15 protein-coding genes and 2 pseudogenes are annotated in these 19,789 nt (G+C 69.1%); 10 read left to right on the top strand and 7 right to left on the bottom strand.

Annotated features, from left to right (window positions below; all coding sequences use genetic code 11):
• Positions 1–122 precede the first annotated feature (122 nt).
• The 5 genes from ACKI2N_RS17425 to ACKI2N_RS17405 all read left to right on the top strand — a co-directional run bounded on the left by ACKI2N_RS17425 (position 123) and on the right by ACKI2N_RS17405 (position 7,666).
• Positions 123–1,379 carry a UbiH/UbiF family hydroxylase gene (locus ACKI2N_RS17425; protein WP_420994375.1) on the top strand — a complete coding sequence of 419 codons (1,257 nt, stop codon included), beginning with the start codon at positions 123–125 and terminating at the stop codon, positions 1,377–1,379.
• A gap of 44 nt (positions 1,380–1,423) precedes the next feature.
• A complete protein-coding gene (locus tag ACKI2N_RS17420; RefSeq protein WP_420994374.1) occupies positions 1,424–2,182 on the top strand; it encodes a DsbC family protein in 759 nt (252 codons plus the stop codon).
• A gap of 94 nt (positions 2,183–2,276) precedes the next feature.
• Positions 2,277–3,266: an MDR family oxidoreductase gene (locus ACKI2N_RS17415; protein ID WP_420994373.1), complete on the top strand. Its 990-nt coding sequence runs from the start codon at positions 2,277–2,279 to the stop codon at positions 3,264–3,266.
• Positions 3,267–3,363: 97 nt separating this feature from the next.
• Positions 3,364–5,169, top strand: a complete 1,806-nt coding sequence (locus ACKI2N_RS17410; RefSeq protein ID WP_420994372.1) for a M61 family metallopeptidase — start codon at positions 3,364–3,366, stop codon at positions 5,167–5,169.
• Positions 5,170–5,212: 43 nt separating this feature from the next.
• The gene (locus tag ACKI2N_RS17405) at positions 5,213–7,666 is read left to right on the top strand and encodes an FUSC family protein (protein ID WP_426990045.1); all 2,454 of its coding nucleotides are present in this window, start codon (positions 5,213–5,215) and stop codon (positions 7,664–7,666) included.
• Positions 7,667–7,685: 19 nt separating this feature from the next.
• Here the strand turns inward: ACKI2N_RS17405 and ACKI2N_RS17400 are convergent, their stop codons facing one another.
• On the bottom strand, positions 7,686–9,047 hold the full coding sequence (locus tag ACKI2N_RS17400; RefSeq protein ID WP_420994370.1) for a nitrate/sulfonate/bicarbonate ABC transporter ATP-binding protein: 1,362 nt from the start codon (positions 9,045–9,047) through the stop codon (positions 7,686–7,688).
• A gap of 45 nt (positions 9,048–9,092) precedes the next feature.
• Entirely contained in the window at positions 9,093–10,847 is a 1,755-nt protein-coding gene (locus ACKI2N_RS17395; protein ID WP_420994369.1) for an ABC transporter permease, read from the bottom strand.
• A 267-nt stretch (positions 10,848–11,114) separates the two neighbouring features.
• Between ACKI2N_RS17395 and ACKI2N_RS17390 the strand changes: the two genes are divergently transcribed.
• Entirely contained in the window at positions 11,115–11,432 is a 318-nt protein-coding gene (locus ACKI2N_RS17390; RefSeq protein WP_420994368.1) for an acylphosphatase, read from the top strand.
• 17 nt (positions 11,433–11,449) lie between these two features.
• Here the strand turns inward: ACKI2N_RS17390 and ACKI2N_RS17385 are convergent, their stop codons facing one another.
• The 5 genes from ACKI2N_RS17385 to ACKI2N_RS17365 form a co-directional block, all read right to left on the bottom strand.
• Positions 11,450–12,229 carry a uracil-DNA glycosylase gene (locus tag ACKI2N_RS17385; RefSeq protein ID WP_420994367.1) on the bottom strand — a complete coding sequence of 260 codons (780 nt, stop codon included), beginning with the start codon at positions 12,227–12,229 and terminating at the stop codon, positions 11,450–11,452.
• Between the two features lie 79 nt (positions 12,230–12,308).
• Entirely contained in the window at positions 12,309–12,947 is a 639-nt protein-coding gene (locus tag ACKI2N_RS17380) for a CYTH domain-containing protein (protein ID WP_420994366.1), read from the bottom strand.
• Between the two features lie 83 nt (positions 12,948–13,030).
• On the bottom strand, positions 13,031–13,834 hold the full coding sequence (trpC, locus tag ACKI2N_RS17375; protein ID WP_420994365.1) for an indole-3-glycerol phosphate synthase TrpC: 804 nt from the start codon (positions 13,832–13,834) through the stop codon (positions 13,031–13,033).
• A 78-nt stretch (positions 13,835–13,912) separates the two neighbouring features.
• A complete protein-coding gene (gene trpD, locus ACKI2N_RS17370; RefSeq protein ID WP_420994364.1) occupies positions 13,913–14,941 on the bottom strand; it encodes an anthranilate phosphoribosyltransferase in 1,029 nt (342 codons plus the stop codon).
• Positions 14,942–15,003: 62 nt separating this feature from the next.
• Positions 15,004–15,573 (bottom strand): anthranilate synthase component II, encoded by a 570-nt coding sequence (locus ACKI2N_RS17365; protein ID WP_420994363.1) that lies wholly within the window; start codon positions 15,571–15,573, stop codon positions 15,004–15,006.
• Between the two features lie 647 nt (positions 15,574–16,220).
• Between ACKI2N_RS17365 and ACKI2N_RS17360 the strand changes: the two are divergent.
• From ACKI2N_RS17360 to ACKI2N_RS17345, 4 genes and pseudogenes are all read left to right on the top strand, one after another.
• Positions 16,221–16,782, top strand: a pseudogene (locus tag ACKI2N_RS17360) (type IV toxin-antitoxin system AbiEi family antitoxin); the annotation flags it as partial.
• A gap of 55 nt (positions 16,783–16,837) precedes the next feature.
• Positions 16,838–17,044, top strand: a pseudogene (locus ACKI2N_RS17355) (hypothetical protein); the annotation flags it as partial.
• A gap of 267 nt (positions 17,045–17,311) precedes the next feature.
• On the top strand, positions 17,312–18,331 hold the full coding sequence (locus ACKI2N_RS17350) for a LacI family DNA-binding transcriptional regulator (protein WP_420994362.1): 1,020 nt from the start codon (positions 17,312–17,314) through the stop codon (positions 18,329–18,331).
• A 116-nt stretch (positions 18,332–18,447) separates the two neighbouring features.
• On the top strand, positions 18,448–19,770 hold the full coding sequence (locus ACKI2N_RS17345) for an ABC transporter substrate-binding protein (RefSeq protein ID WP_420994361.1): 1,323 nt from the start codon (positions 18,448–18,450) through the stop codon (positions 19,768–19,770).
• The last annotated feature ends 19 nt before the right edge of the window (positions 19,771–19,789 follow it).

Raw genomic sequence — 19,789 nt, 5'->3', positions numbered from 1 at the left:
ATTCTAGCGGATGGGCGTGCGCGCACCGTGCCCGGCTTGGCTGCCCGTTGCCGTCCGGCGCCGCGCTGGCCGGCGCACGGGACGGGCGCGGGCCCATGTGCCGGGATGGCTATAATCCCCCCATGACTCGTCCATCCCCCTCCCGTTTCCAGGTTGCCGTGGTCGGCGGCGGTATCGTCGGCAAGGCTTGCGCGTTGTTGCTGGCCCAGCAGGGCATGCAGGTGGCGCTGGTCGCGCCGCGTCCGCAGGCGAGCGCGCCGGAGGCGGACCAGTGGGACAGCCGCATCTACGCGTTTTCCGCCAGTTCGCAGGCGTTGCTGGCGCAGTTGCGCGTGTGGGAGGCGCTGGATCCGGCGCGGGTGCAGCCGGTATGCGACATGCGGGTGTTCGGCGATGCCAGCGCGGCGCGCGAGAATGCTTCGGCCGCGGGCGACCTGCATTTCTCGGCGTATGCGGCCACGGTGCCGCAACTGGCCTGGATCATCGAGTCGGGCCAGGTGGAGCGCGTGCTGGATACGGCGTTGCGGTTCCAGCATCAGGTGCACTGGTTCGACGATACCGCCGCGGCATTCCAGCGCGACCACGATGGCGCCACGCTGGCGCTGGCCGGCGGCGACAAGGTGCGCGCGGCGCTGGTGGTGGGCGCGGACGGCGCGCGCTCGTGGCTGCGCGACCAGTGTCATATCCCGGTCTCCAAGCGGCGCTACCGTCAGCTTGGCGTGGTGGCCAATTTCGAATGCGAGCAGCCGCACCAGGATACGGCCTGGCAATGGTTCCTGGGCGCGCCGGCCAAGCTGATGGCGGACGAGGAGCCGGCCAACGGCGAGATCCTGGCATTGCTGCCGTTGCCGGGGCGGCGCGTGTCGATGGTGTGGTCGGCCGACGAGGGCCACGCGGCGGAGCTGCTGGCCTTGTCGCCGGAGGCGCTGGCGGCCACCGTGATGCAGGCCGCCAGCGGGGCGGTGGGCCGGCAGTTCGGCACGCTGCGCTGCGTGACGCCGGCGCAGGGCTTCCCGCTGGTGCTGCAGCGCGCGGAGCAGTTCGCGCAGCCGCACGTGGCGCTGGTGGGCGACGCGGCCCACGTGGTGCATCCGCTGGCCGGGCAGGGCATGAACCTGGGCCTGCGCGACGTGGCGGAACTTGGCCGCGTGATGGCCGCCAAAGAGTCTTTCCGCAGCGAAGGGGATCTGCGCCTGCTGCGCCGCTACGAGCGGGCGCGCGCCACGGACCTGTTGTCGCTGACGGCCGCCACCGACGGCCTGCACCGGCTGTTTTCGCTGCCGGGCGGCATGGCGCGCACGGTGCGCAATGCCGGCATGCGGGCGGTGGGCGGCCAGCCGCTGCTCAAACGTTTTCTCATCGGTCGTGCGCTGGGCTGAGCCCTGAGCGCCACGCGCCGGATCACCGGATACCTGGAGTCATCATGTTGCAATTCCTGCGCCGCCGTCCCGCACTGTCGGCCACCGTCGCCACCATCGCCGGCGGCCTGGCGGCGGCCGGCTTCGCGCTGCACGCCATGGCGGCGAGCGAGCCCGGCACCGACCGCATCAAGGAGTCGATCCAGAAGATGCTGGGCGGCCGCGCCGAGGTCAAGAGCGTGGGCAAGACGCCGGTGCCGGGCCTGTTCGAGGTCAATATCGGCGGCCAGGTGGTCTATACCGATGCCACCGGGCGCTACGTCATCAATGGCGAGATGGTCGACACCAAGACCGGCACCAACCTGACCGAGGAGCGCGTGGCGGACCTGAACCGCATCAAGTGGTCGGACCTGCCGCTGGCGCGCGCCATCAGGTGGACCAAGGGCGACGGCAGCCGCCAGGTGGCGGTGTTCTCGGACCCGAACTGCGGTTACTGCAAGCGCATCGAGCAGACCTTCCAGCAGATGGACAACATCACGGTCTATACCTTCCTCTATCCGGTGCTGTCGCCGGATTCGGAGGTCAAGGCCAAGCAGGTCTGGTGCGCGTCCGACCGCACCAAGGCGTGGCGCGACTGGATGCTCAACCGCGTGGCGCTGACCGGCAACGGCAGCTGCAAGACGCCCGTGGACGAGAACCTGACGCTGGGCCAGAGCCTCAACATCACCGGCACCCCGGCCGTGTTCTTCATGGACGGCACCCGCATCCCCGGCGCGGCCGACGCCGCCACGCTCGAGCGCAAGCTCGCCAGCCTCAAGAAGTAAGCTTCGCGCCGGCATTCCGGCGCCGCGCGTGCCGGGCCGGCCGGCGCCTCGTTCATCAGGTTTTCGATATCCGCATACACCGGAAGGAGACATCATGACGTTCCAGGCATTGCTGCTGACCCAGGACGGCGGCGCCACCCAGGCCGCCGTCACCGCGCTCGAAGAATCCGCACTGCCGGCCGACGGCGACGTGCTGGTCGCGGTCGACTATTCCACCATCAACTACAAGGACGGCCTGGCCATCACCGGCCGCGCGCCGGTGGTGCGCAAGTGGCCGATGGTGGCGGGCATCGACGGCGCCGGCACGGTGCTGGAGTCCGCGCACCCGCGCTGGCAGGCGGGCGACCGCGTGGTGCTCAACGGCTTCGGCGTGGGCGAGACGCACTGGGGCTGCCTGGCGCAGCGCGCGCGCCTGAAGGGCGACTGGCTGGTCAGGCTGCCCGATGCCTTCACCGCGCAGCAGGCCATGGCCATCGGCACGGCCGGCTACACCGCCATGCTGTCGGTGCTGGCGCTGGAGCGCGCGGGCGTGAAGCCGGGCGACGGCGAGGTGCTGGTGACCGGCGCCTCGGGCGGCGTGGGCACGGTGGCGATCGCGCTGCTGTCGAAGCTGGGCTACCAGGTGGCGGCGTCCACCGGCAAGACCGCCGAGGCGGATTTCCTCAAGGCGCTGGGCGCGGCCGAGGTGATCGACCGCACCGCGCTGGGCCAGCCCGGCAAGCCGATGCAGAAGGAGCGCTGGGCCGCGGTGGTGGATTCGGTGGGTTCGCACACGCTGGTCAACGCCTGCGCGCAGGTGCGCTACGGCGGCGCGGTGACGTGCTGCGGGCTGGCGCAGGGGCTGGACTTCCCCGCTTCGGTGGCGCCGTTCATCCTGCGCGGCATCACGCTGTATGGCATCGACAGCGTGATGGCGCCGATGGCCAGGCGCGAGCAGGCCTGGCAGCGGCTGGCCGCGGACCTGCAGCCGGACCGCCTGCGCGCCATCACCAGCGAGGTCGGCCTGTCCGGCGCCATCGAGGCGGGCCGCAAGATCGTCGAGGGCGGCATGCGCGGACGCGTGGTGGTGAACGTGAACGCCTGAAGGCCGGCGGGAGCCCGCCCGAGCCTCGACCCGCAAGCCGGCCACCGGCGCGGCGCGGCGCGGAGGCGCCCCCGGGCATGGCGCTACAATCACGCTCATGAAGCCGATCCACTACGCCATCGCCCCGCTTCAACCCGAAGCGCACCTGTTCGCCGTCACCGTCACGGTGGACGCCCCCGATCCCGCCGGCCAGCAGTTCTACCTGCCGGCGTGGATTCCCGGCAGCTACATGATCCGCGACTTCGCCCGCAACATCGTGCGCATCCGCGCCGATGCGAACGGCAAGCAGGTCGCGCTGACCAAGCTCGACAAGCAGAGCTGGCAGGCCGCTCCCGTGAGCGGGCCGCTGACGCTGAGCTATGAAGTCTATGCGTGGGATCTGTCGGTGCGCGCGGCGCACCTTGACGCCACGCACGGCTTCTTCAACGGCAGCTCCGTCTTTCTCTGCGCCGAGGGGCACGAGCACCAGCCCTGCACGGTGGACATCCTGCCGCCCGCGGGCGAAGCCTATGCCGGCTGGCGCGTGGCCACCGCCATGCGCGAGGCCCCGGGCCGCGGCGGCGCACGGCGCTACGGCTTCGGCCGCTACCAGGTGGCCGACTACGACGAGCTGGTCGACCATCCGGTCGAGATGGGCACCTTCACGCTGGGCAGCTTCGTCGCCTGCGGCGCCCGGCACGACGTGGTCTTCACCGGCCGCGTGCCGCAGCTGGACCTGGAGCGCGTGTGCCGCGACCTCAAGCAGATCTGCGAAGCGCAGATCCGCCTGTTCGAGCCGAAGACCGAGCGCGCGCCGTTCCTGGACAGCAACCGCCGCTACGTCTTCATGACGATGGTCACCACGGATGGCTACGGCGGCCTGGAGCATCGCGCCAGCACCGCGCTGATGTGCGCGCGCGCGGACCTGCCGGCGCGCGGCAAGGAAGAGTCCACCGAAGGCTACCGCACCTTCCTCGGCCTGTGCAGCCACGAGTATTTCCACACCTGGAACGTCAAGCGCATCAAGCCCGCGGCGTTCGTGCCGTACCGGCTGCGCGAGGAAACCCACACGCCGCTGCTGTGGCTGTTCGAGGGCTTCACCAGCTATTACGACGACCTGATGCTGGTGCGCAGCGGCAGCATCACCGAGGCGCAGTACGTCGAACTGCTGGCCAAGACCTGGAACGGCGTGCTGCGCGGCAACGGCCGCACCAAGCAGAGCGTGGCCGAAAGCTCGTTCGACGCCTGGACCAAGTATTACCGCCAGGACGAGAACGCGCCCAACGCCATCGTCAGCTACTACACCAAGGGCTCGCTGGTGGCGCTGGCGCTGGATCTCACCATCCGCGCCAGGACCCGCAACCGCCGCTCGCTCGACGACGTCATGCGCGCGCTGTGGCAGCGCTACGGCAGCGGCTTCTACGCGCCGGGCGCGCAGCAGCGCGGCGTGACCGAGGCCGAGGTCCACGCCCTCATCGACGAAGTCACCGGCCTGCGCCTGGGCGCGCTGCTGCGCTCGCTGACCGAAGGCACGGGCGAGCTGCCGCTGGCGGCGCTGTTCAAGCCGTTCGGCATCAAGGCCGTGCCCGCCAAGCCGGAGCGCAATGCCGCGCTCGGCATCAAGACCAAGACCGAGGACGGCTGGGTGCGCATCACCCAGGTGCTCGACGGCGGCGCCGGCCAGGCGGCCGGGCTGTCGGCGGGCGACCTGCTGGCCGCGGTGGACGGCCTGCGCGTGGCGCCCGGGCAGCTGGACAAGCTGCTGGCGCGCTACCGCGCCGGCGACCGCGCCGAATGCCATGTGTTCCGCCGCGACGAGCTGCATGTGCTGCCGGTGACCTTCGCCCGCGAGCCGGCCGCGCAGTACACGGTGACGGCAGAGGGTGGCCGCCAGGCCATGCGGGCCCGCTGGCTGGGCCAGTAGGCCGGCCACGCTCCGCTCCCCGAGGCCAGCCCCAAGCCACCACATGCAATACGCGCACGACGCCCGCACCTTCGTCTATTCGCACTATGTCTATCGCGGCCTGCGCTCGGCCACGGGGGTGATCGGCGCCGCGCTGATCGCCATGCAGTTCACCGACCTGCCCACCGCCATGGTGGTGTCGATCGGCGCGCTGTGCACCAGCCTGATGGACCTGCCCAACCCGCTGAACCACAAGTTCAACGAGATGCTGGCCAGCGTGCTGCTGTGCACCGCGGTCACGCTGGCGGTGGCCTTGGCCACGCCGTTCCCGCGCGTGATGCCGGTGGTGCTGGTGCTGGTGACCTTCATGGCCGGCATGATGACGGCGTACGGCAACAAGACCTTGCCTTTGCAGTTCTCGGCCTTGTTCGTCATGACGCTGACCGTCAACGAAGACTTCGTGGTGCGGCGCGCGGTGGAGCACGCGTTGCTGTTCGGCGTGGGGGCGGCGGCCTACATGGGCTATGCGATGGTGGTGAGCTGGGCCACGCAGCGGCGCACCAAGCAGCAGGTGCTGGCCGAGGCGCTGTACGAGATGGCCGGCTACCTGGAGATCAAGGCCGGCTTCTACGACGCCGGCAACGACTACGAGGCGCAGTTCAACCAGCTGGTGCGCCAGCAGATCGTGGTGGCCGAGCGCCAGCAGGCCGCGCGCGACCTGGTGCTGCGCGGCAACCGCACCACGCATGACGGGCTGCTGGTGCAGACGCACCTGCGCATGCTGGACCTGTACGAGTACATCCTCTCCACCAACACCGACTACCCGCTGCTGCGCCAGACCTTCGCCGGCACGCCGGTGCTGGACCACCTGCGCCGGCTGGTGCAGCTGATGTGCCAGGACGTGGAGTCGATCGCCTACGAGATCACGCGCGGGCGCTACTCCTATGCCGAGGTGGACTACCGGGACGAGCTGCGCGCGGTCGAGTCCGAGATCGCGCAGCTGCGCCATCACCACATCCAGCCCGCGGCGATGACCGCGCTGGCCGAGACGCTGGACATGATCAAGGGTGCCATCGCGCTGGTGGCGCAACTGCACGAGGCTTCGCGCACGCCGGTGGAGCCCAGCAAGGTGCTGCCGGGCCCCGACATGACGCCGTTCCTCACGCGCCAGCGCTATGAGCTGAAGGTGCTGCGCGACAACCTGAACTGGAAGTCCCCGGCCTTCCGCTTCGCGCTGCGCATCACCCTGGCGGTGAGCGCGGGACTGTGGCTCGCCGACCACCTGCCGTACGTCTCGCACAGCTACTGGATCCTGCTGACCATCATCGTCATCCTGAAGCCCAACTTCAGCATGACCAAACAGCGCTACAACGACCGCCTGATCGGCACGCTGATCGGCTGCGCGATCTCGGTGGCGGTGCTCAAGGTGGTGCACCAGCCGCTGCTGCTGCTGGGCGTGCTGTTCCTGGCGCTGGTGGCGGGCACGGCATTTTCCACCATCAAGTACCGCTACACGGCGGTGGCCGCCTGCGTGCAGGTGCTGATCCAGATCCACCTGCTGATCCCGGGCGCCACGGCGGCCGGCGAGCGGCTCATCGATACCGTGATCGGCGGCGTGCTCGCCTCGGTGTTCAGTTTCGTGCTGCCGAGCTGGGAATACCGCGCGCTGCCCGCGCTGGTGGAGAACGTGCTGCAGGCCAACCGCCGCTATATCGCCGCCACGCGCGACCTGCTGCTGCGCGTGGCCAAGGACGACTTTGCCTACCGCGTGCAGCGCAAGCAGTTCATGGACAGTCTGTCGGCGCTGATCGGCTCGTTCCAGCGCATGCTCGACGAACCCAAGAGCCGGCACCGCGCGGTGGACAACCTGAACCGCTTCATCGTGCAGAACTACCTGGTGGCCGCGCACGTGGCGGCGGCCCGCATCCAGGTGCGCGAGCACTACGGCGAGCTCGACGTGCCGGCGGCCGAGGCCGCCATCCGCCAGGCCACCGATGCCGCCACGCACAGCCTGGCGCTGGCGAGCGAGCGGCTGGTCGAGGATGACCGCGCGGGCGGCCGCGGCGTGGGATTCGTGCGGCCGGGAGAGCCGGCCACCGCCGCGGCCGCCGCAGTGGGCGCGGCCGGGGCGGGGCATGCCGCGCCGAAGGCCGGCAGCGCGGCGGGGCCGGGCCATGCCGCCGCGGCGGGCGCCGCGCCCATGGCGGCGGCCGTGCTCAATGCCGCGGTGGATGCCACGTCCAGCGCCGACGAGGCCAGCGCGCGCCGCGCGCGCCTGGCCGATTCCGCCGACCGCCGCCGCGCCGACGTGCTGGTGCAGGCCGCGGCCTCGGGCGAGCTGGCCCGCGTGGCCAGCGCCGCGCGCGATGCCGGCGCCGCCGCCAGCACGGCCAGTTCCACCGGGCGCAGCGCCAACGCCATCCTGGAGCGCCGCCTGCGCGCGCTGCGCGAGGACGCCGCCAAGATCGCGCTGCGCACCGGCGCCATCGGCCGCGCCATGCGCCAGCGGCGGCGCTAGCGTCCCGCCGGCGCCGGGGTCAGGGCTGCGTGTCGGCGCCCGGCGCCTGGGGCGGCTCTTCGCGCGGCAGCGTCAGCATGCCGCTGTTGTAGCTGTACTCGTACACCTCGCCGTAGCGGCCCCATTCGATGCCGATGGTCAGCACGCGCTCGGCCTCTTCCGGCTTGAGGAAGTCTTCCAGCTCGCGCAGCACGTGTTCCTCGCGGATCTCGCCGTCCTCGGACTGCTGCAGCTCGCGGCGGATATGCGCGGCCAGCGCCACGTGCAGCAGCAACTGCTTGCCGAACAGCACCTTGCGCTCGGGCGGCTCGGTCTCGTAGTAGGCGCGGCCCAGGCCAGTGGCGGTGATGTCGCCGCGCTCGATGGTGGCCAGCTGCAGCAGGTGCAGCGCCTCGCAGGCGGGCAGCAGGTCGTCGTCGGTGAGGCCGGCCTCCTCGGCCAGGTGCGGCAGGTCGGCGCGGCCGTGGAAAGGCGCCTCGCACAGCAGGTCGAGGATAGCCTCCATCTGGCTGATGTCGGCGTCCGGCAGGCGGTAGCCGATATTGCTGGCGGCCGCCAGCGCGGTGACGCGCGGCCCCAGCGCGGCGGGCGAGGTCATCAGTGTATAGACCTCGTCGATCAGGCCGCGCACCTGGGCGGAGTCGCGGTTGCGCGGGCGCGGGAAGGGCACCTTCACCTCGGCGCGGATGCGGCCCGGGTCGCTCGACAGGATGACGATGCGGTCGGCCATCATGACCGCCTCCTCGATATTGTGCGAGACGATCAGGATGCACTTGATGTTGGTGCGGCCGTCCTCCCACAGGTCCAGCATTTCGTCGCGCAGGGTCTCGCCGGTGAGCACGTCGAGCGCGGAGAAGGCTTCGTCCATCAGCAGCAGGTCGGGCTCGGTCACCAGCGCGCGCGCGATGCCCACGCGCTGGCGCATGCCGCCGGACAGCTCGCGCGGCAGCGCGCTGTTGAAGCCGGACAGGCCGATCATGTCGATGGCCGCCTCGGCGCGGCGCGCGCGCGCTTCCTTCTGCACGCCCTGCGCTTCCAGCCCCAGCTCCACGTTCTGCTGCACCGTCAGCCACGGGAACAGCGCGAACGACTGGAACACCATGGCGATGCCCTCGGCGGTGCCGCGCAGCGGCTGGCCGCGGAAACGCACTTCGCCGTGGTCGGCGCCCACCAGGCCGGCCATGATGCGCAGCAGGGTGGACTTGCCCGAGCCGGACTTGCCCAGCATGGCGACGATCTCGCCGCGCCGCAGCGTGAGGTCCACGCCTTCGAGCACGGCGCGGTCGGTATGGTCGGCGGTGCGGAACATCTTGGAGACGCCGCGCAGTTCGACCACGGGTTCGGCTACGGTTGCGGCTGCGGTGGCGGGGGAGCTGGCCATGATGGAATTCCGGTGCGGATGCTGAAAGATCGGGTCAAAGCGCAATCAAAGACGGGTGCGTTCCTGCGCCAGCAGGTAGAGGCGGTTCCACAGCAGGCGGTTGAAGCCCACCACGAACACCGCCATCACGCCGATGCCGAGCGCGATGCGGGGAAAGTCGCCCTTGGCGGTCATCTCCGCGATATAGCTGCCCAGGCCGGTGGCCACCAGCGTGCGGTCGCCCCAGGTCACGTATTCGGACACGATGCTGGCGTTCCACGAGCCGCCGGCCGCCGTTACCAGCCCGGTCAGCAGGCTGGGGAACACCGCCGGCACCAGGAAGCGCTTCCACATCAGCCAGCCGCGCAGGCCGAAGTTGCGCGCGGCCAGCTTGAGCTCGGTGGGAATGCCGGAGGCGCCGGCGATCACGTTGAACAGGATGTACCACTGGGTGCCGAAGATCATCAGCGGGCTGAGCCAGATTTCCGGGTTCAGGCCGAAGCGCACGATCAGCATGACCACCAGCGGAAACATCAGGTTGGCCGGAAAGGCCGCCAGGAACTGCGCCACCGGCTGGGCGATGCGCGCCGCCGCCGGGTTGAGCCCGATGCGGATGCCGATCGGCACCCAGATCAGCGCGGCCAGGAAGATCAGGATCACCACCCGCACCATGGTCAGCAGGCCGAGCCACAGCACGTGCCCGACCTCGGTCCAGCCCACTTCGGTGCGCACGAAGTGCATCACGCGGTATAGCGCCGCCACCGCGACCAGCGTGATCAGGATGGTGCTGGCGCGCTCGATCCACAGCGCGCGCCGGCCGTCGCCGTTGCGCGATGCGGTCGCCTTGCGTTCCGAGCCCCACGCCAGCGTGCGCTCGGCCAGCGCGGCGGTGCGGGCCAGCAGCAGGCTGACCCATTCCGAGCGGCGCAGCAGGTTGAGCAGCCACGACTGCGGCTCGTTCTCCTGCGCCATGGTCTCGAAGCGGAAGCGGTCGGCCCAGGCAATGAGCGGGCGGAACAGCAACTGGTCGTAGAGGATGATGCCGACCAGCATGGCCAGGATGGCCCAGCCGATCGCCGCCAGGTTCTGCTGCTGGATGGCCAGCGAGATATAGGAGCCGATGCCCGGCAGCTTGATGTCGTTGCCGGACACCGAGATCGCCTCGGACGCCACCACGAAGAACCAGCCGCCGGACATCGACATCATCATGTTCCACAGCAGCCCCGGCATGGCGAACGGCACCTCCAGGCGCCAGAACTTCTGCCACGCGGACAGCCGGAACATGGCCGCGGCCTCCACCAGGTCGGTGGGAATGGTGCGGATCGACTGGTACAGGCTGAACGCCATGTTCCACGCCTGCGAGGTGAAGATGGCGAAGATGGCCGCGCACTCCACCCCCACCAGGCTGCCCGGAAACAGCGCGATGAAGCCGGTCACGGTGATCGACAGGAAGCCCAGCACCGGGATCGACTGCAGGATGTCCAGCGCCGGTACCATGACCTTCTCGGCGGTGCGGTTCTTCGAGGCCAGCGCGGCGAAGGCGAACGAGAACAGCAGCGACGCCACCAGCGCCAGCAGCATGCGGATGCTGGTGCGCAGCAGGTAGTACGGCAGGTAGGCGATGTCCAGGTGCACGTCCAGCGGCTGGCCGGGGTGGTAGGGCACGTCCATCTGCCGCGCGGCGAAGGCCACCAGCACGATCGTCGCCAGGATGATCGGCAGCAGCGCCAGGTCGAAGCGGTTCGGCGGCGCGGTCAGCAACTGGCTGACGTAGCCAGGGGAGGCGACCGCGCTGGCCTTGTCGTGTTCGGCTTGCTGCATTGTCTTGGCTGAAGTTCGGTGGCTGCGGTTGCCGGCGGGAACCGGACGGCCCGGGGCCTGGATGGATCGGCGTGCGGGGCGGGGGCGGGCGTGGGCCGGAAGGAGCGCCGGCCGGGCGCCGGCGCGGCATTGTGCTGTCGGCGTTACCTCAAGCGGCCTGCCCATACTGGTAACGCTCAGGGTGGCCGGCTAGTTTACCTGTATTGCATTTCAGAGCCGTTTCAAGCAGCGGCGCGGGCGGACGGAGCGGACAGACGGAGCGGATACATGGAGCAGACGGAACACCACACGGGACCCCAATGGGCGCATCGCCCGGCAACCTGGCACATCGTGGTCACGGGGCGCGTGCAGGGCGTGGGCTACCGCGCCGCCTGCGAGGACCGGGCTCGCGCGCTCGGCCTGGGCGGCTGGGTGCGCAACCGGCGCGACGGCTCGGTGGAGGTGATGGCCTATGGACCGCCGGAACGGCTGGCGGCGCTGCGCGACTGGATGCGCAACGGGCCGCCGGCCGCGCAGGTCGGCAGCCTGCAGGTGGAAGGTGGCGAAGGCGTGTTCGACAGCTTCGACTGCCTGCCGACGGCCTAGCGCGAAGGCGGGGCGGCTTAGCTGGCGCGCCAGTCCACCGGCGCCATGCCGTGCTTTTCCAGCCATGCATTGGCCAGCTTGAAGTGGCCGCAGCCGAGAAAGCCGCGATGGGCCGACAGCGGCGACGGGTGCGGCGCTTCCAGCACGTAGTGGGTGCCGGCCAGCAGCGGCTTCTTGGCTTGCGCGTGGCTGCCCCACAGCAGGAAGACCAGGTTGGGGCGCGCCGCGGACAGGGCCTGGATCAGGCAGTCGGTCACCGCTTCCCAGCCGCGCCGGGCGTGGCTGGCGGCCTGGCCCTGCTCCACGGTCAGCACCGTGTTGAGCAGCAGCACGCCCTGGCGCGCCCAGCCTTCCAGGTTGCCGGAGGCGGGCACGGGCGTGCCGTCGCCGTATTCGGCGGCGATCTCCTTGAAGATGTTGCGCAGGCTCGGCGGCACGCGCACGCCGTCCGGCACCGAGAAGGCCAGGCCGTGCGCCTGCGGGATCTCGCGGCCGCCGACGGTGCCGGTGCCGTGGTACGGGTCCTGGCCCAGGATCACCACCTTGACCGCTGCGGGCGGGGTGAGGTGCAGCGCGTGGAAGACGTCGTGCGGGAACACCGGCTTGCCGGCGGCGCGCTCGCCGTCGACGAAGGCGGCGAGCTCCCGCCAGCCTTCACCGTGCATGCAGGGCGCGAGCAGTTCGCGCCAGGCGGAGGGCAGCGCGGCGGCCTGGGCGGCCAGGCCGGCGGTTGCCGGGGGCGCCTTGGCGGCGGCCGGGGCGAACAGGTCGGCCTGCGCGCTCGTGGGTTTGCTCATGCGGATGCTTGCCGGAAAAAGATCAGGAAAAAGATCAGGAAAAAGATCAGGGAAAGGTTCGGGGAAAGCCTGCCACGCTTCAGGCGTCGGCCGTGCCCGCGAGCCGGTAGCCGCGCGCGGCCTTGCTCTGGTCGGAGGGCCGCAGCGGCGCCACGTGCTGCAGGCGCCGCGCCAGCGCGCGCAGCGCGGCTTCGGCATCGGCCTGCGCGGGACCCTGGCCGTCCTTGCCGGGCAGCCATTCCAGCTCGAGTTCGTGGATGGCATCGCGCGCGCCGGTGCCGGGCACGGTGATCTCGCCCACGTCGAGCGCGGCCTCGATGCGCGCGCCGTCCTGCTCGATCAGCCAGGTGCGGCGCGTGAAGTCGGTGCGGAAGACCGGCGCCAGCGCGGTGGCCAGCGGCGCCAGCAACTGGCGCGCCTCGGGCGGGAAGGTGCCGAGTTCGATGGCCTCGGCGGCAATCCTGGTTTCCCATTCGTTGCGGGCGGCCAGGCCCGCATCGCTCCTGCCGGCGGTCTTGAGCGTCTGCAGCCACTGCTCGCCGCGGCGGCGCAGCCGCAGCGCGGCGCGCGCGCGGGCCAGGTCGCGCGCGGGCGTGTCGAGGTAGACGTTGAGCAGCGCGTGCTCGCCGCGGGCCTCGCCGTGCGCGTCCAGCCATGCCGCCAGCACGGGCATGGCGCCGTGGGGCACCGCCAGCTTGAGTTCGATTTCCTGGGCCATGTCAGTGAGCGGTTCCGGTGGGCGGTGCGGGTGGCAGGTGAGCGGTGCGGCTGGCCGATGCGGGTGAGCGGGGTATCGGCCGGTCAGGCGAACAGGCGGGCCAGCTCGACGCCCGGCTCGGGCGCGCGCATGAAGGCCTCGCCGACCAGGAAGGCGTGCACGCCGGCATCGCGCATGCGCTGCGCGTCGGCCGGGCCGAGAATGCCGGATTCGGTCACCACCAGGCGCTCGGACGGGATGCGCGGCAACAGTGCCAGCGTGTTGTCGAGCGAGACCTCGAAGGTGCGCAGGTTGCGGTTGTTCACGCCCAGCAGCGGCGTCTTCAGGCGCAGCGCGGCGTCGAGTTCTTCGCCGCCGTGCACTTCCACCAGCACGTCCATGCCGAGTTCGTGGGCGCAGGCTTCGAGCTCGGCCATCAGGCCGGGGTCGAGCGCGGAGACGATCAGCAGGATGGCATCGGCGCCCCAGGTGCGCGCTTCATAGACCTGGTACAGGTCGATCATGAAGTCCTTGCGCAGGGCGGGCAGCGGGCAGGCGCCGCGCGCGCGCTTGAGGAAGTCGGGGTGGCCCTGGAAGAAATTCACGTCGGTCAGCACCGACAGGCAGGCCGCCCCATGGCTGGCGTAGCTCTCGGCGATCGCCTCGGGCACGAAGTGCTCGCGCAGCACGCCCTTGGACGGCGAGGCCTTCTTCACCTCGGCGATCACGCCGGCGTGGCCGGCGGCGATCTTCTCGCGCAGCGCGCGCTCGAAGCCGCGCGGCGCCAGGCCGGGCTCGCTGCGCAGGCTCTCGGCCTCGGCGCGCAGGCTGGGCAGGTCGCGCTTCTTGCGCGCGGCGCTGACCTCGTCGGCCTTGACGGCCAGGATCTTGTTCAGGATGTCGGACATGCGTGTTTCTCTTGCGGTGTGTCGCCGCGGCGTATCGTTGCGGGATATCGGGGATATCGCCACGGCGGGCGGCCCGGATTACTTGAACTGCTGCGTGGCGCGCACGAACTGGTCGAGCTTCTCGCGCGCCGCGCCACTGGCGATGGCCTCGCGCGCGCGGCGGATGCCGTCCTCGATCGAGCCGGCCACGTTGGCGGCGTACAGCGCGGCGCCGGCGTTGAGCGCGACGATCTCGCGCGGCGTGCCGGGCACGTCGGTCAGCGCTTCGAGCAGCATTTCCCTGGACTCGGTGGCGTCCGCCACCTTGAGGCCGCGGTTGGAGATCATCGACAGGCCGAAGTCCTCGGGGTGGATCTCGTACTCGCGCACCTCGCCGTCCTTCAGTTCGCCCACCAGCGTGGCGGCGCCGAGCGAGACCTCGTCCATGCCGTCCTTGCCGTAGACCACCAGCGCGTGCTTGGCGCCCAGGCGCTGCATCACGCGCACCTGGATGCCGACCAGGTCGGGGTGGAACACGCCCATCAGGATATTGGGCGCGTCGGCCGGGTTGGTCAGCGGGCCCAGGATGTTGAAGATGGTGCGCACGCCCATTTCCTTGCGGATCGGCGCCACGTTCTTCATGGCCGGGTGGTGGGTCGGCGCGAACATGAAGCCGATGCCGGTCTGCTCGATGCAGTGGCCGACCTGCTCGGGCGTGAGCATGATGTTGACGCCCAGCGCCTCCAGCACGTCCGCGCTGCCCGACTTGGAGCTCACGCCGCGGTTGCCATGCTTGGCGATGCGCGCGCCCGCCGCGGCCGCGACGAACATCGAGGCCGTGCTGATGTTGAAGGTGTGCGAGCCGTCGCCGCCGGTGCCGACGATGTCGACGAAGTTCTCGCGGTCCTTGACCGGAACCTTGTTGGCGAACTCGCGCATCACCTGCGCTGCCGCCGAGATCTCGCCGATGGTTTCCTTCTTCACGCGCAGCCCGGTCAGGATGGCCGCGGCCATCACCGGGGAGATCTGCGCCTGCATGATCTGCCGCATCAGGTGCAGCATTTCGTCATGGAAGATCTCGCGGTGTTCGATGCAGCGGGTGAGGGCTTCCTGTGGCGTGATGGACATGGCGGTCTCGTTCGTGTCGTGGGCAGGCGCGGGCGTGGGGGCGATGGGGGTGTCGAGGCGCCTCATCGCCGTGCCTTGATGAAGTTGGCCAGCAGCGCGTGGCCGTGCTCGGACAGGATCGACTCCGGGTGGAACTGCACGCCCTCGATGTCGAACTCCTTGTGGCGCACGCCCATGATCTCGCCGTCCGGCGTCCAGGCCGTCACTTCCAGGCAGGCCGGCAGCGTCTCGCGCTCGATCGCCAGCGAATGATAGCGCGTCACGTCGAAGTGCCTGGGCAGGCCGGCGAACACGCCTTCCTGCGTGGTCTCGATGCGGCTGACCTTGCCGTGCATGACCTGCTTGGCGCGGATCACCTCGCCGCCGAACGCCTCGCCGATGGCCTGGTGGCCCAGGCACACGCCCAGCAGCGGCACCTTGCCCGCGAAGTGCTGCAGCACCGCCACCGAGATGCCCGCTTCCTTGGGGCTGCACGGGCCGGGCGAGACACAGATATGGTCAGGCTTGAGCGCCTCGATTCCCTCGAGCGTGATCTCGTCGTTGCGGTAGGTGCGCACGTCGGCGCCCAGCTCACCGAAATACTGGACGAGGTTGTAGGTAAACGAATCGTAGTTGTCGATCATCAGCAGCATAGTGATCCTAACCTTTTGGTTTTCAATGGGTTGATGCCAGGCGTTCGAGCCTTATGCGCGGTGGCATGCACCACTGCTGCTGGTTCGCATCGCTTCCCTTTCTCGATGAGGCGGGCGAGCCGCCAAGCGGCCGCAAGCCGGTTTCTTATGCTGCGGTCGCCATTCTGCTGACGCAATGTGACGGGCTTTGCGCCAAGACAATGGAGCAAGAGCCAACGATACGGGGGAGACGGGGTACAGCGATAGCATCTGGCAATCTCCTGGGAACTGGAGCCGCCGTGCCGGGAGAGGGGTTCTCTGGATTACAACCTTGCCCGCCCGATACGGCGGCAAGGTGCGGTTCGAAACCGCGACGACGTGCCGCTTCCTATTGGAAGCGCCACCACTGAGCGAGATTCGTCGTTGCAATACAGGTCATCTGAATCAATCGGGTTCGTTGTCCGGTGTACCGATATGCAGGCTGGGAACGGGGCCCGGAGGGGGTAACCGCGCTTTCCGGCCTGCAAACAGTCGCGGCCATTGTAGCCTGATGTCCCCGAGCCTGTCGATATGGGCCGGCGGCGAGGTGACTTGTCAGGCCGGGTCGGCGGGTGCGGCGGGAAATCCTCGCAGCTTCCGGATTTCAGTCATATCTCGATTTTCAGCGTCTGTCGAAGGCCAGCAACGTGAGCCTGGGCCACGTGAGCAACGTACGCACCGGCCTGCTGGACCGCGAGTGGGCGCAGGCGGGCGGTGACGGGCTGTACCTGTCCCAGCCCGACGCGCTGCTGGACGCATGGCGCGACAGCCATGAAGCGCCCGCAGGCGAGCGCAAGCGCTTCTACACCACGCTGCACGGGGGGGGCGCTGGAAGAGGCCTCGCGCGGCGTGATGGGCGAAAGCGGCAAGAAGGACGCCGCCTTCGCTTCGTTTTCGGCGGCCAGCTGGCTGGCGCCCTATGGCCGGACAGGTACGCACTATTTCTATGCCACCGGGCAAGGGCTCAAGAAGCTCCAGACAGCCCTGAAACTTGTCTCCGCCGCCCAGGGGGAAAACGTGGTCATCGTGCTTCCGAAGGATGAGGGGCTGCTGTCCGACACAGTCGAGCCGGCGCCCCATGTCGTTTGCACCAGTCCGGTTCAGACCTATCTGGATCTGACTCTCGCGGACGAGCGCGGCGAAGAGGCTGCCCGGCATCTGCGTCAGGAGAGGATGAAGTGGCAAGCCTAATCCCGCAGGCGCCGCAATCCGCGGGCGGATACGACGATCGCACCGCCGCCGCGGCCGGCCACTGCTCGGGGAGGAAAGCGGCGCGACGGGCTTTCGTCACATCGCGGCAAAATTCGAGGCCTTCGACGCCTTCGGCCCGACCTCGGTCAGGCAATTTGTGCAGGACTCCCGGGTGCTGGGAGAGCGGACTGCGGAGCAATGGCAGCAGGACGCGTTCGGCCAGCTTGATGCGCTGCTGCGTGAATTGAAGCTGCGCGACTAACCGCGCGTTACGCGCGAGGTACCGCCGATGCGGACCCGCGTGCGTAGCGGCGCCGGCCTGAGCGGTCGCATCGCGCCGCCGGCAGTGCGTCTTTCGCCACGGACGCTGTCGAATTCCCGTTTCCACCGACCGCCTCTTCCCCGCCGATTGCAGCGGAAATGACGTCAGCAAATGACGCATTTATCTCCGCGAAAATGCTTGCATTTGGCGGCCGGAAAACTACCTTACACATACAAAACGAACCGTATCTCGGCACTGGAGGAGACCATGCCGGCGACACGTATGATGATTGCGCGCCGGGCCGGCGTCAGCGTCGCCACGGTCGATCGTGTGCTGCGCGATGATGCCTCCGTGCGTGCCGAGACCGCTGCCCGCGTGCGCCAGGCCCTCGCCGACCTGCGTGACGATCGGGCCAGCCGCGGGCGCCCGCCGAAGGCGGCTGCGTTTCGCATTGCGTTCGTGCTGCCGCAGATCAATTCCCGCTTCCTCGATCAGGTCGAGCGCGACATCGCGCTGTCGGCCAGTTTCTTTCGCGAGCACCGCATCATCCCTTCGTTCTACCGGTGCGATTTCTCCAGCCAGCGCGACACGTCGCGCTTTGGCGAGCAGGCGGCCGGCTACGACGCGCTGGTCCTGGTGCCGCTCGACTATCCGTGGGTGGGCCGGCTGATCGAAGAGCTGAGCGACGCGAGCGTGCCGGTCGTCACGGCGTTTTCCGACCTGCCGGGCAGCCGCCGCGCCGCCTATGTCGGCGTCGACAACCGCATCGCGGGGCGCACGGCCGGGCTGCTGATGGGCGGCTTCCTGTGCACGCGGATCGGCTCGGTGGCGGTGCTGTCCGGCTCGTCGCGCCTGCATGACCAGGTCGAGCGGCGCACCGGTTTCTCGCAGGTGCTGGAGGAGGATTTCCGCAACCTGCGCGGCATTGCCGAGCCGGATTTCACCGAGGACGACGACGGCGCCGACCTGGCCGTGCAGGGCCTGCTGGCGCGCCACGACGACCTGGTCGGCATCTACGTCACCGGCGGTGGCGTCCGCGGCATCGCGGCGGCCCTGCAGGAGTCGGGCGACAAGCCGCGCATCTTCCTGATCGGCCACGAGCGCACGGCGGACACGCGCGAGCAGTTGTCGGGGCGCGCCATCGACGTGATCCTGGACCAGGACGTGCGCGGCATCGTGCACCGCGCGGGCCTGGCCGCGGTCGATTTCCTCAACGACGTGCGCGGGGCGCTTGCGATCCCCACGCCGGAGACCCGGATTTATCTTCGTGAGAATGCGCATGCCTGATAGCTCGCGACACGCGGACTGACGCTTGAATTTGCCAGAGCCGAAATACAGCGCCCGGCGCATGGACGTTGTCTGTCAGCAGGAATGGAGTCCTGGGAAGCTGCAAGGAGACAAAAATGTTACGTCTGATAGCAAGGGTGACGGCGGCGGCCGCATTGTCGCTGGGGCTGGCAACGGGGGCGCACGCGCAGGCAAAGCAATTGACGTTGTGCTGGGCGGCGTGGGACCCGGCCAACGCGCTGGTCGAGCTGTCGAAGGATTTCACGGCCAAGACCGGCATCCAGATGAAGTTCGAGTTCGTGCCATGGACGAGCTACGCGGACCGCTTCCTCAACGAGCTCAACTCGCACGGCAAGCTGTGCGACCTCATCATCGGCGACAGCCAGTGGATCGGCGGCGCGGCGGTCAACGGCCACTACGTCAAGCTCAATGATTTCTTCGCGAAGAACAATATCTCGATGAACGACTTCGTGCCGGCGACCGTGGTGGGGTATGCCGAATGGCCGAAGAACACGCCGAACTACTGGGCCCTGCCGGCGATGGCGGACGCGGTGGGCTGGACCTATCGCAAGGACTGGTTCGCGCGGCCGGACCTGCGCGCGGAGTTCAGGCAGAAGTACAAGCGGGATCTCGAGCCGCCCACCACGATGGACGAGCTCAAGCAGACCGCCGAGTTCTTCCAGGGGCGCAAGATCGACGGCAAGACCGTGTACGGCGCGTACATCTTCACCGAGCGCGGCTCCGAGGGCATCACCATGGGCGTGACCAACGTGCTCTACAACTTCGGCTTCCAGTACCAGGATCCGAAGAAGCCTTATCACCTCGAAGGTTTCGTCAACTCGCCGGGCGCGGTCAAGGGGCTGGAGTTCTACAAGGCGCTCTACAAGTGCTGCACGGCGCCGGGCATGACCAACGCCTACATGCAGGAAGGGCTCGACGCGTTCAAGTCCGGGCAGGTGGCGATGCAGATGAACTGGTTCGCGTTCTTCCCCGGCCTCTACAAGGACCCCAACGTGGGCGGCGACAAGATCGGCTTCTTCGTCAATCCGAAGGAGGTGCAGCAGTTCACGCAGCTTGGCGGGCAGGGCATCTCGGTGGTCTCCTACTCGGACCGCAAGGCCGACGCGCTCGAGTACATCAAGTGGTTTGCCCAGCCCGCGGTGCAGAAGAAATGGTGGGAGCTGGGCGGGTACTCGGCGGCCAAGTCGGTGGTCGATGCGCCTGACTTTCCCAAGAGCCAGCCCTTCGCGCCGGCATTCCTGAAGTCGATGTCGATCGTCAAGGACTTCTGGGCCGAGCCCGCCTATGCCGAACTGCTGCTCGACATGCAGAAGCGCGTGCACGACTACGTGGTTGCCGACAAGGGCACGGCGAAGGAGGCGCTCGACCTGCTGGTGAAGGACTGGAACAAGGTCTTCAAGGCGGAAGGCAAGAACTGAGGCCGGAGGACCGGGACCG

The sequence above is a fragment of the Cupriavidus sp. 30B13 genome (assembly GCF_049059565.2).
Taxonomy (GTDB): domain Bacteria; phylum Pseudomonadota; class Gammaproteobacteria; order Burkholderiales; family Burkholderiaceae; genus Cupriavidus.
This window is presented reverse-complemented; position numbering and strand designations above follow the sequence as displayed.

Bases quoted from the DNA above. Each gene is read 5' to 3' on its own strand.
- ACKI2N_RS17410 (WP_420994372.1), top strand. From the start codon at position 3,364: ATGAAGCCGATCCACTACGCCATCGCCCCGCTTCAACCCGAAGCGCAC.
- ACKI2N_RS17380 (WP_420994366.1), bottom strand. From the start codon at position 12,947: ATGGCCCAGGAAATCGAACTCAAGCTGGCGGTGCCCCACGGCGCCATG.
- ACKI2N_RS17385 (WP_420994367.1), bottom strand. From the start codon at position 12,229: ATGAGCAAACCCACGAGCGCGCAGGCCGACCTGTTCGCCCCGGCCGCC.
- trpC (WP_420994365.1), bottom strand. From the start codon at position 13,834: ATGTCCGACATCCTGAACAAGATCCTGGCCGTCAAGGCCGACGAGGTC.
- ACKI2N_RS17420 (WP_420994374.1), top strand. From the start codon at position 1,424: ATGTTGCAATTCCTGCGCCGCCGTCCCGCACTGTCGGCCACCGTCGCC.
- ACKI2N_RS17345 (WP_420994361.1), top strand. From the start codon at position 18,448: ATGTTACGTCTGATAGCAAGGGTGACGGCGGCGGCCGCATTGTCGCTG.
- ACKI2N_RS17390 (WP_420994368.1), top strand. From the start codon at position 11,115: ATGGAGCAGACGGAACACCACACGGGACCCCAATGGGCGCATCGCCCG.
- trpD (WP_420994364.1), bottom strand. From the start codon at position 14,941: ATGTCCATCACGCCACAGGAAGCCCTCACCCGCTGCATCGAACACCGC.
- ACKI2N_RS17425 (WP_420994375.1), top strand. From the start codon at position 123: ATGACTCGTCCATCCCCCTCCCGTTTCCAGGTTGCCGTGGTCGGCGGC.
- ACKI2N_RS17350 (WP_420994362.1), top strand. From the start codon at position 17,312: ATGCCGGCGACACGTATGATGATTGCGCGCCGGGCCGGCGTCAGCGTC.
- ACKI2N_RS17405 (WP_426990045.1), top strand. From the start codon at position 5,213: ATGCAATACGCGCACGACGCCCGCACCTTCGTCTATTCGCACTATGTC.
- ACKI2N_RS17400 (WP_420994370.1), bottom strand. From the start codon at position 9,047: ATGGCCAGCTCCCCCGCCACCGCAGCCGCAACCGTAGCCGAACCCGTG.
- ACKI2N_RS17365 (WP_420994363.1), bottom strand. From the start codon at position 15,573: ATGCTGCTGATGATCGACAACTACGATTCGTTTACCTACAACCTCGTC.
- ACKI2N_RS17395 (WP_420994369.1), bottom strand. From the start codon at position 10,847: ATGCAGCAAGCCGAACACGACAAGGCCAGCGCGGTCGCCTCCCCTGGC.
- ACKI2N_RS17415 (WP_420994373.1), top strand. From the start codon at position 2,277: ATGACGTTCCAGGCATTGCTGCTGACCCAGGACGGCGGCGCCACCCAG.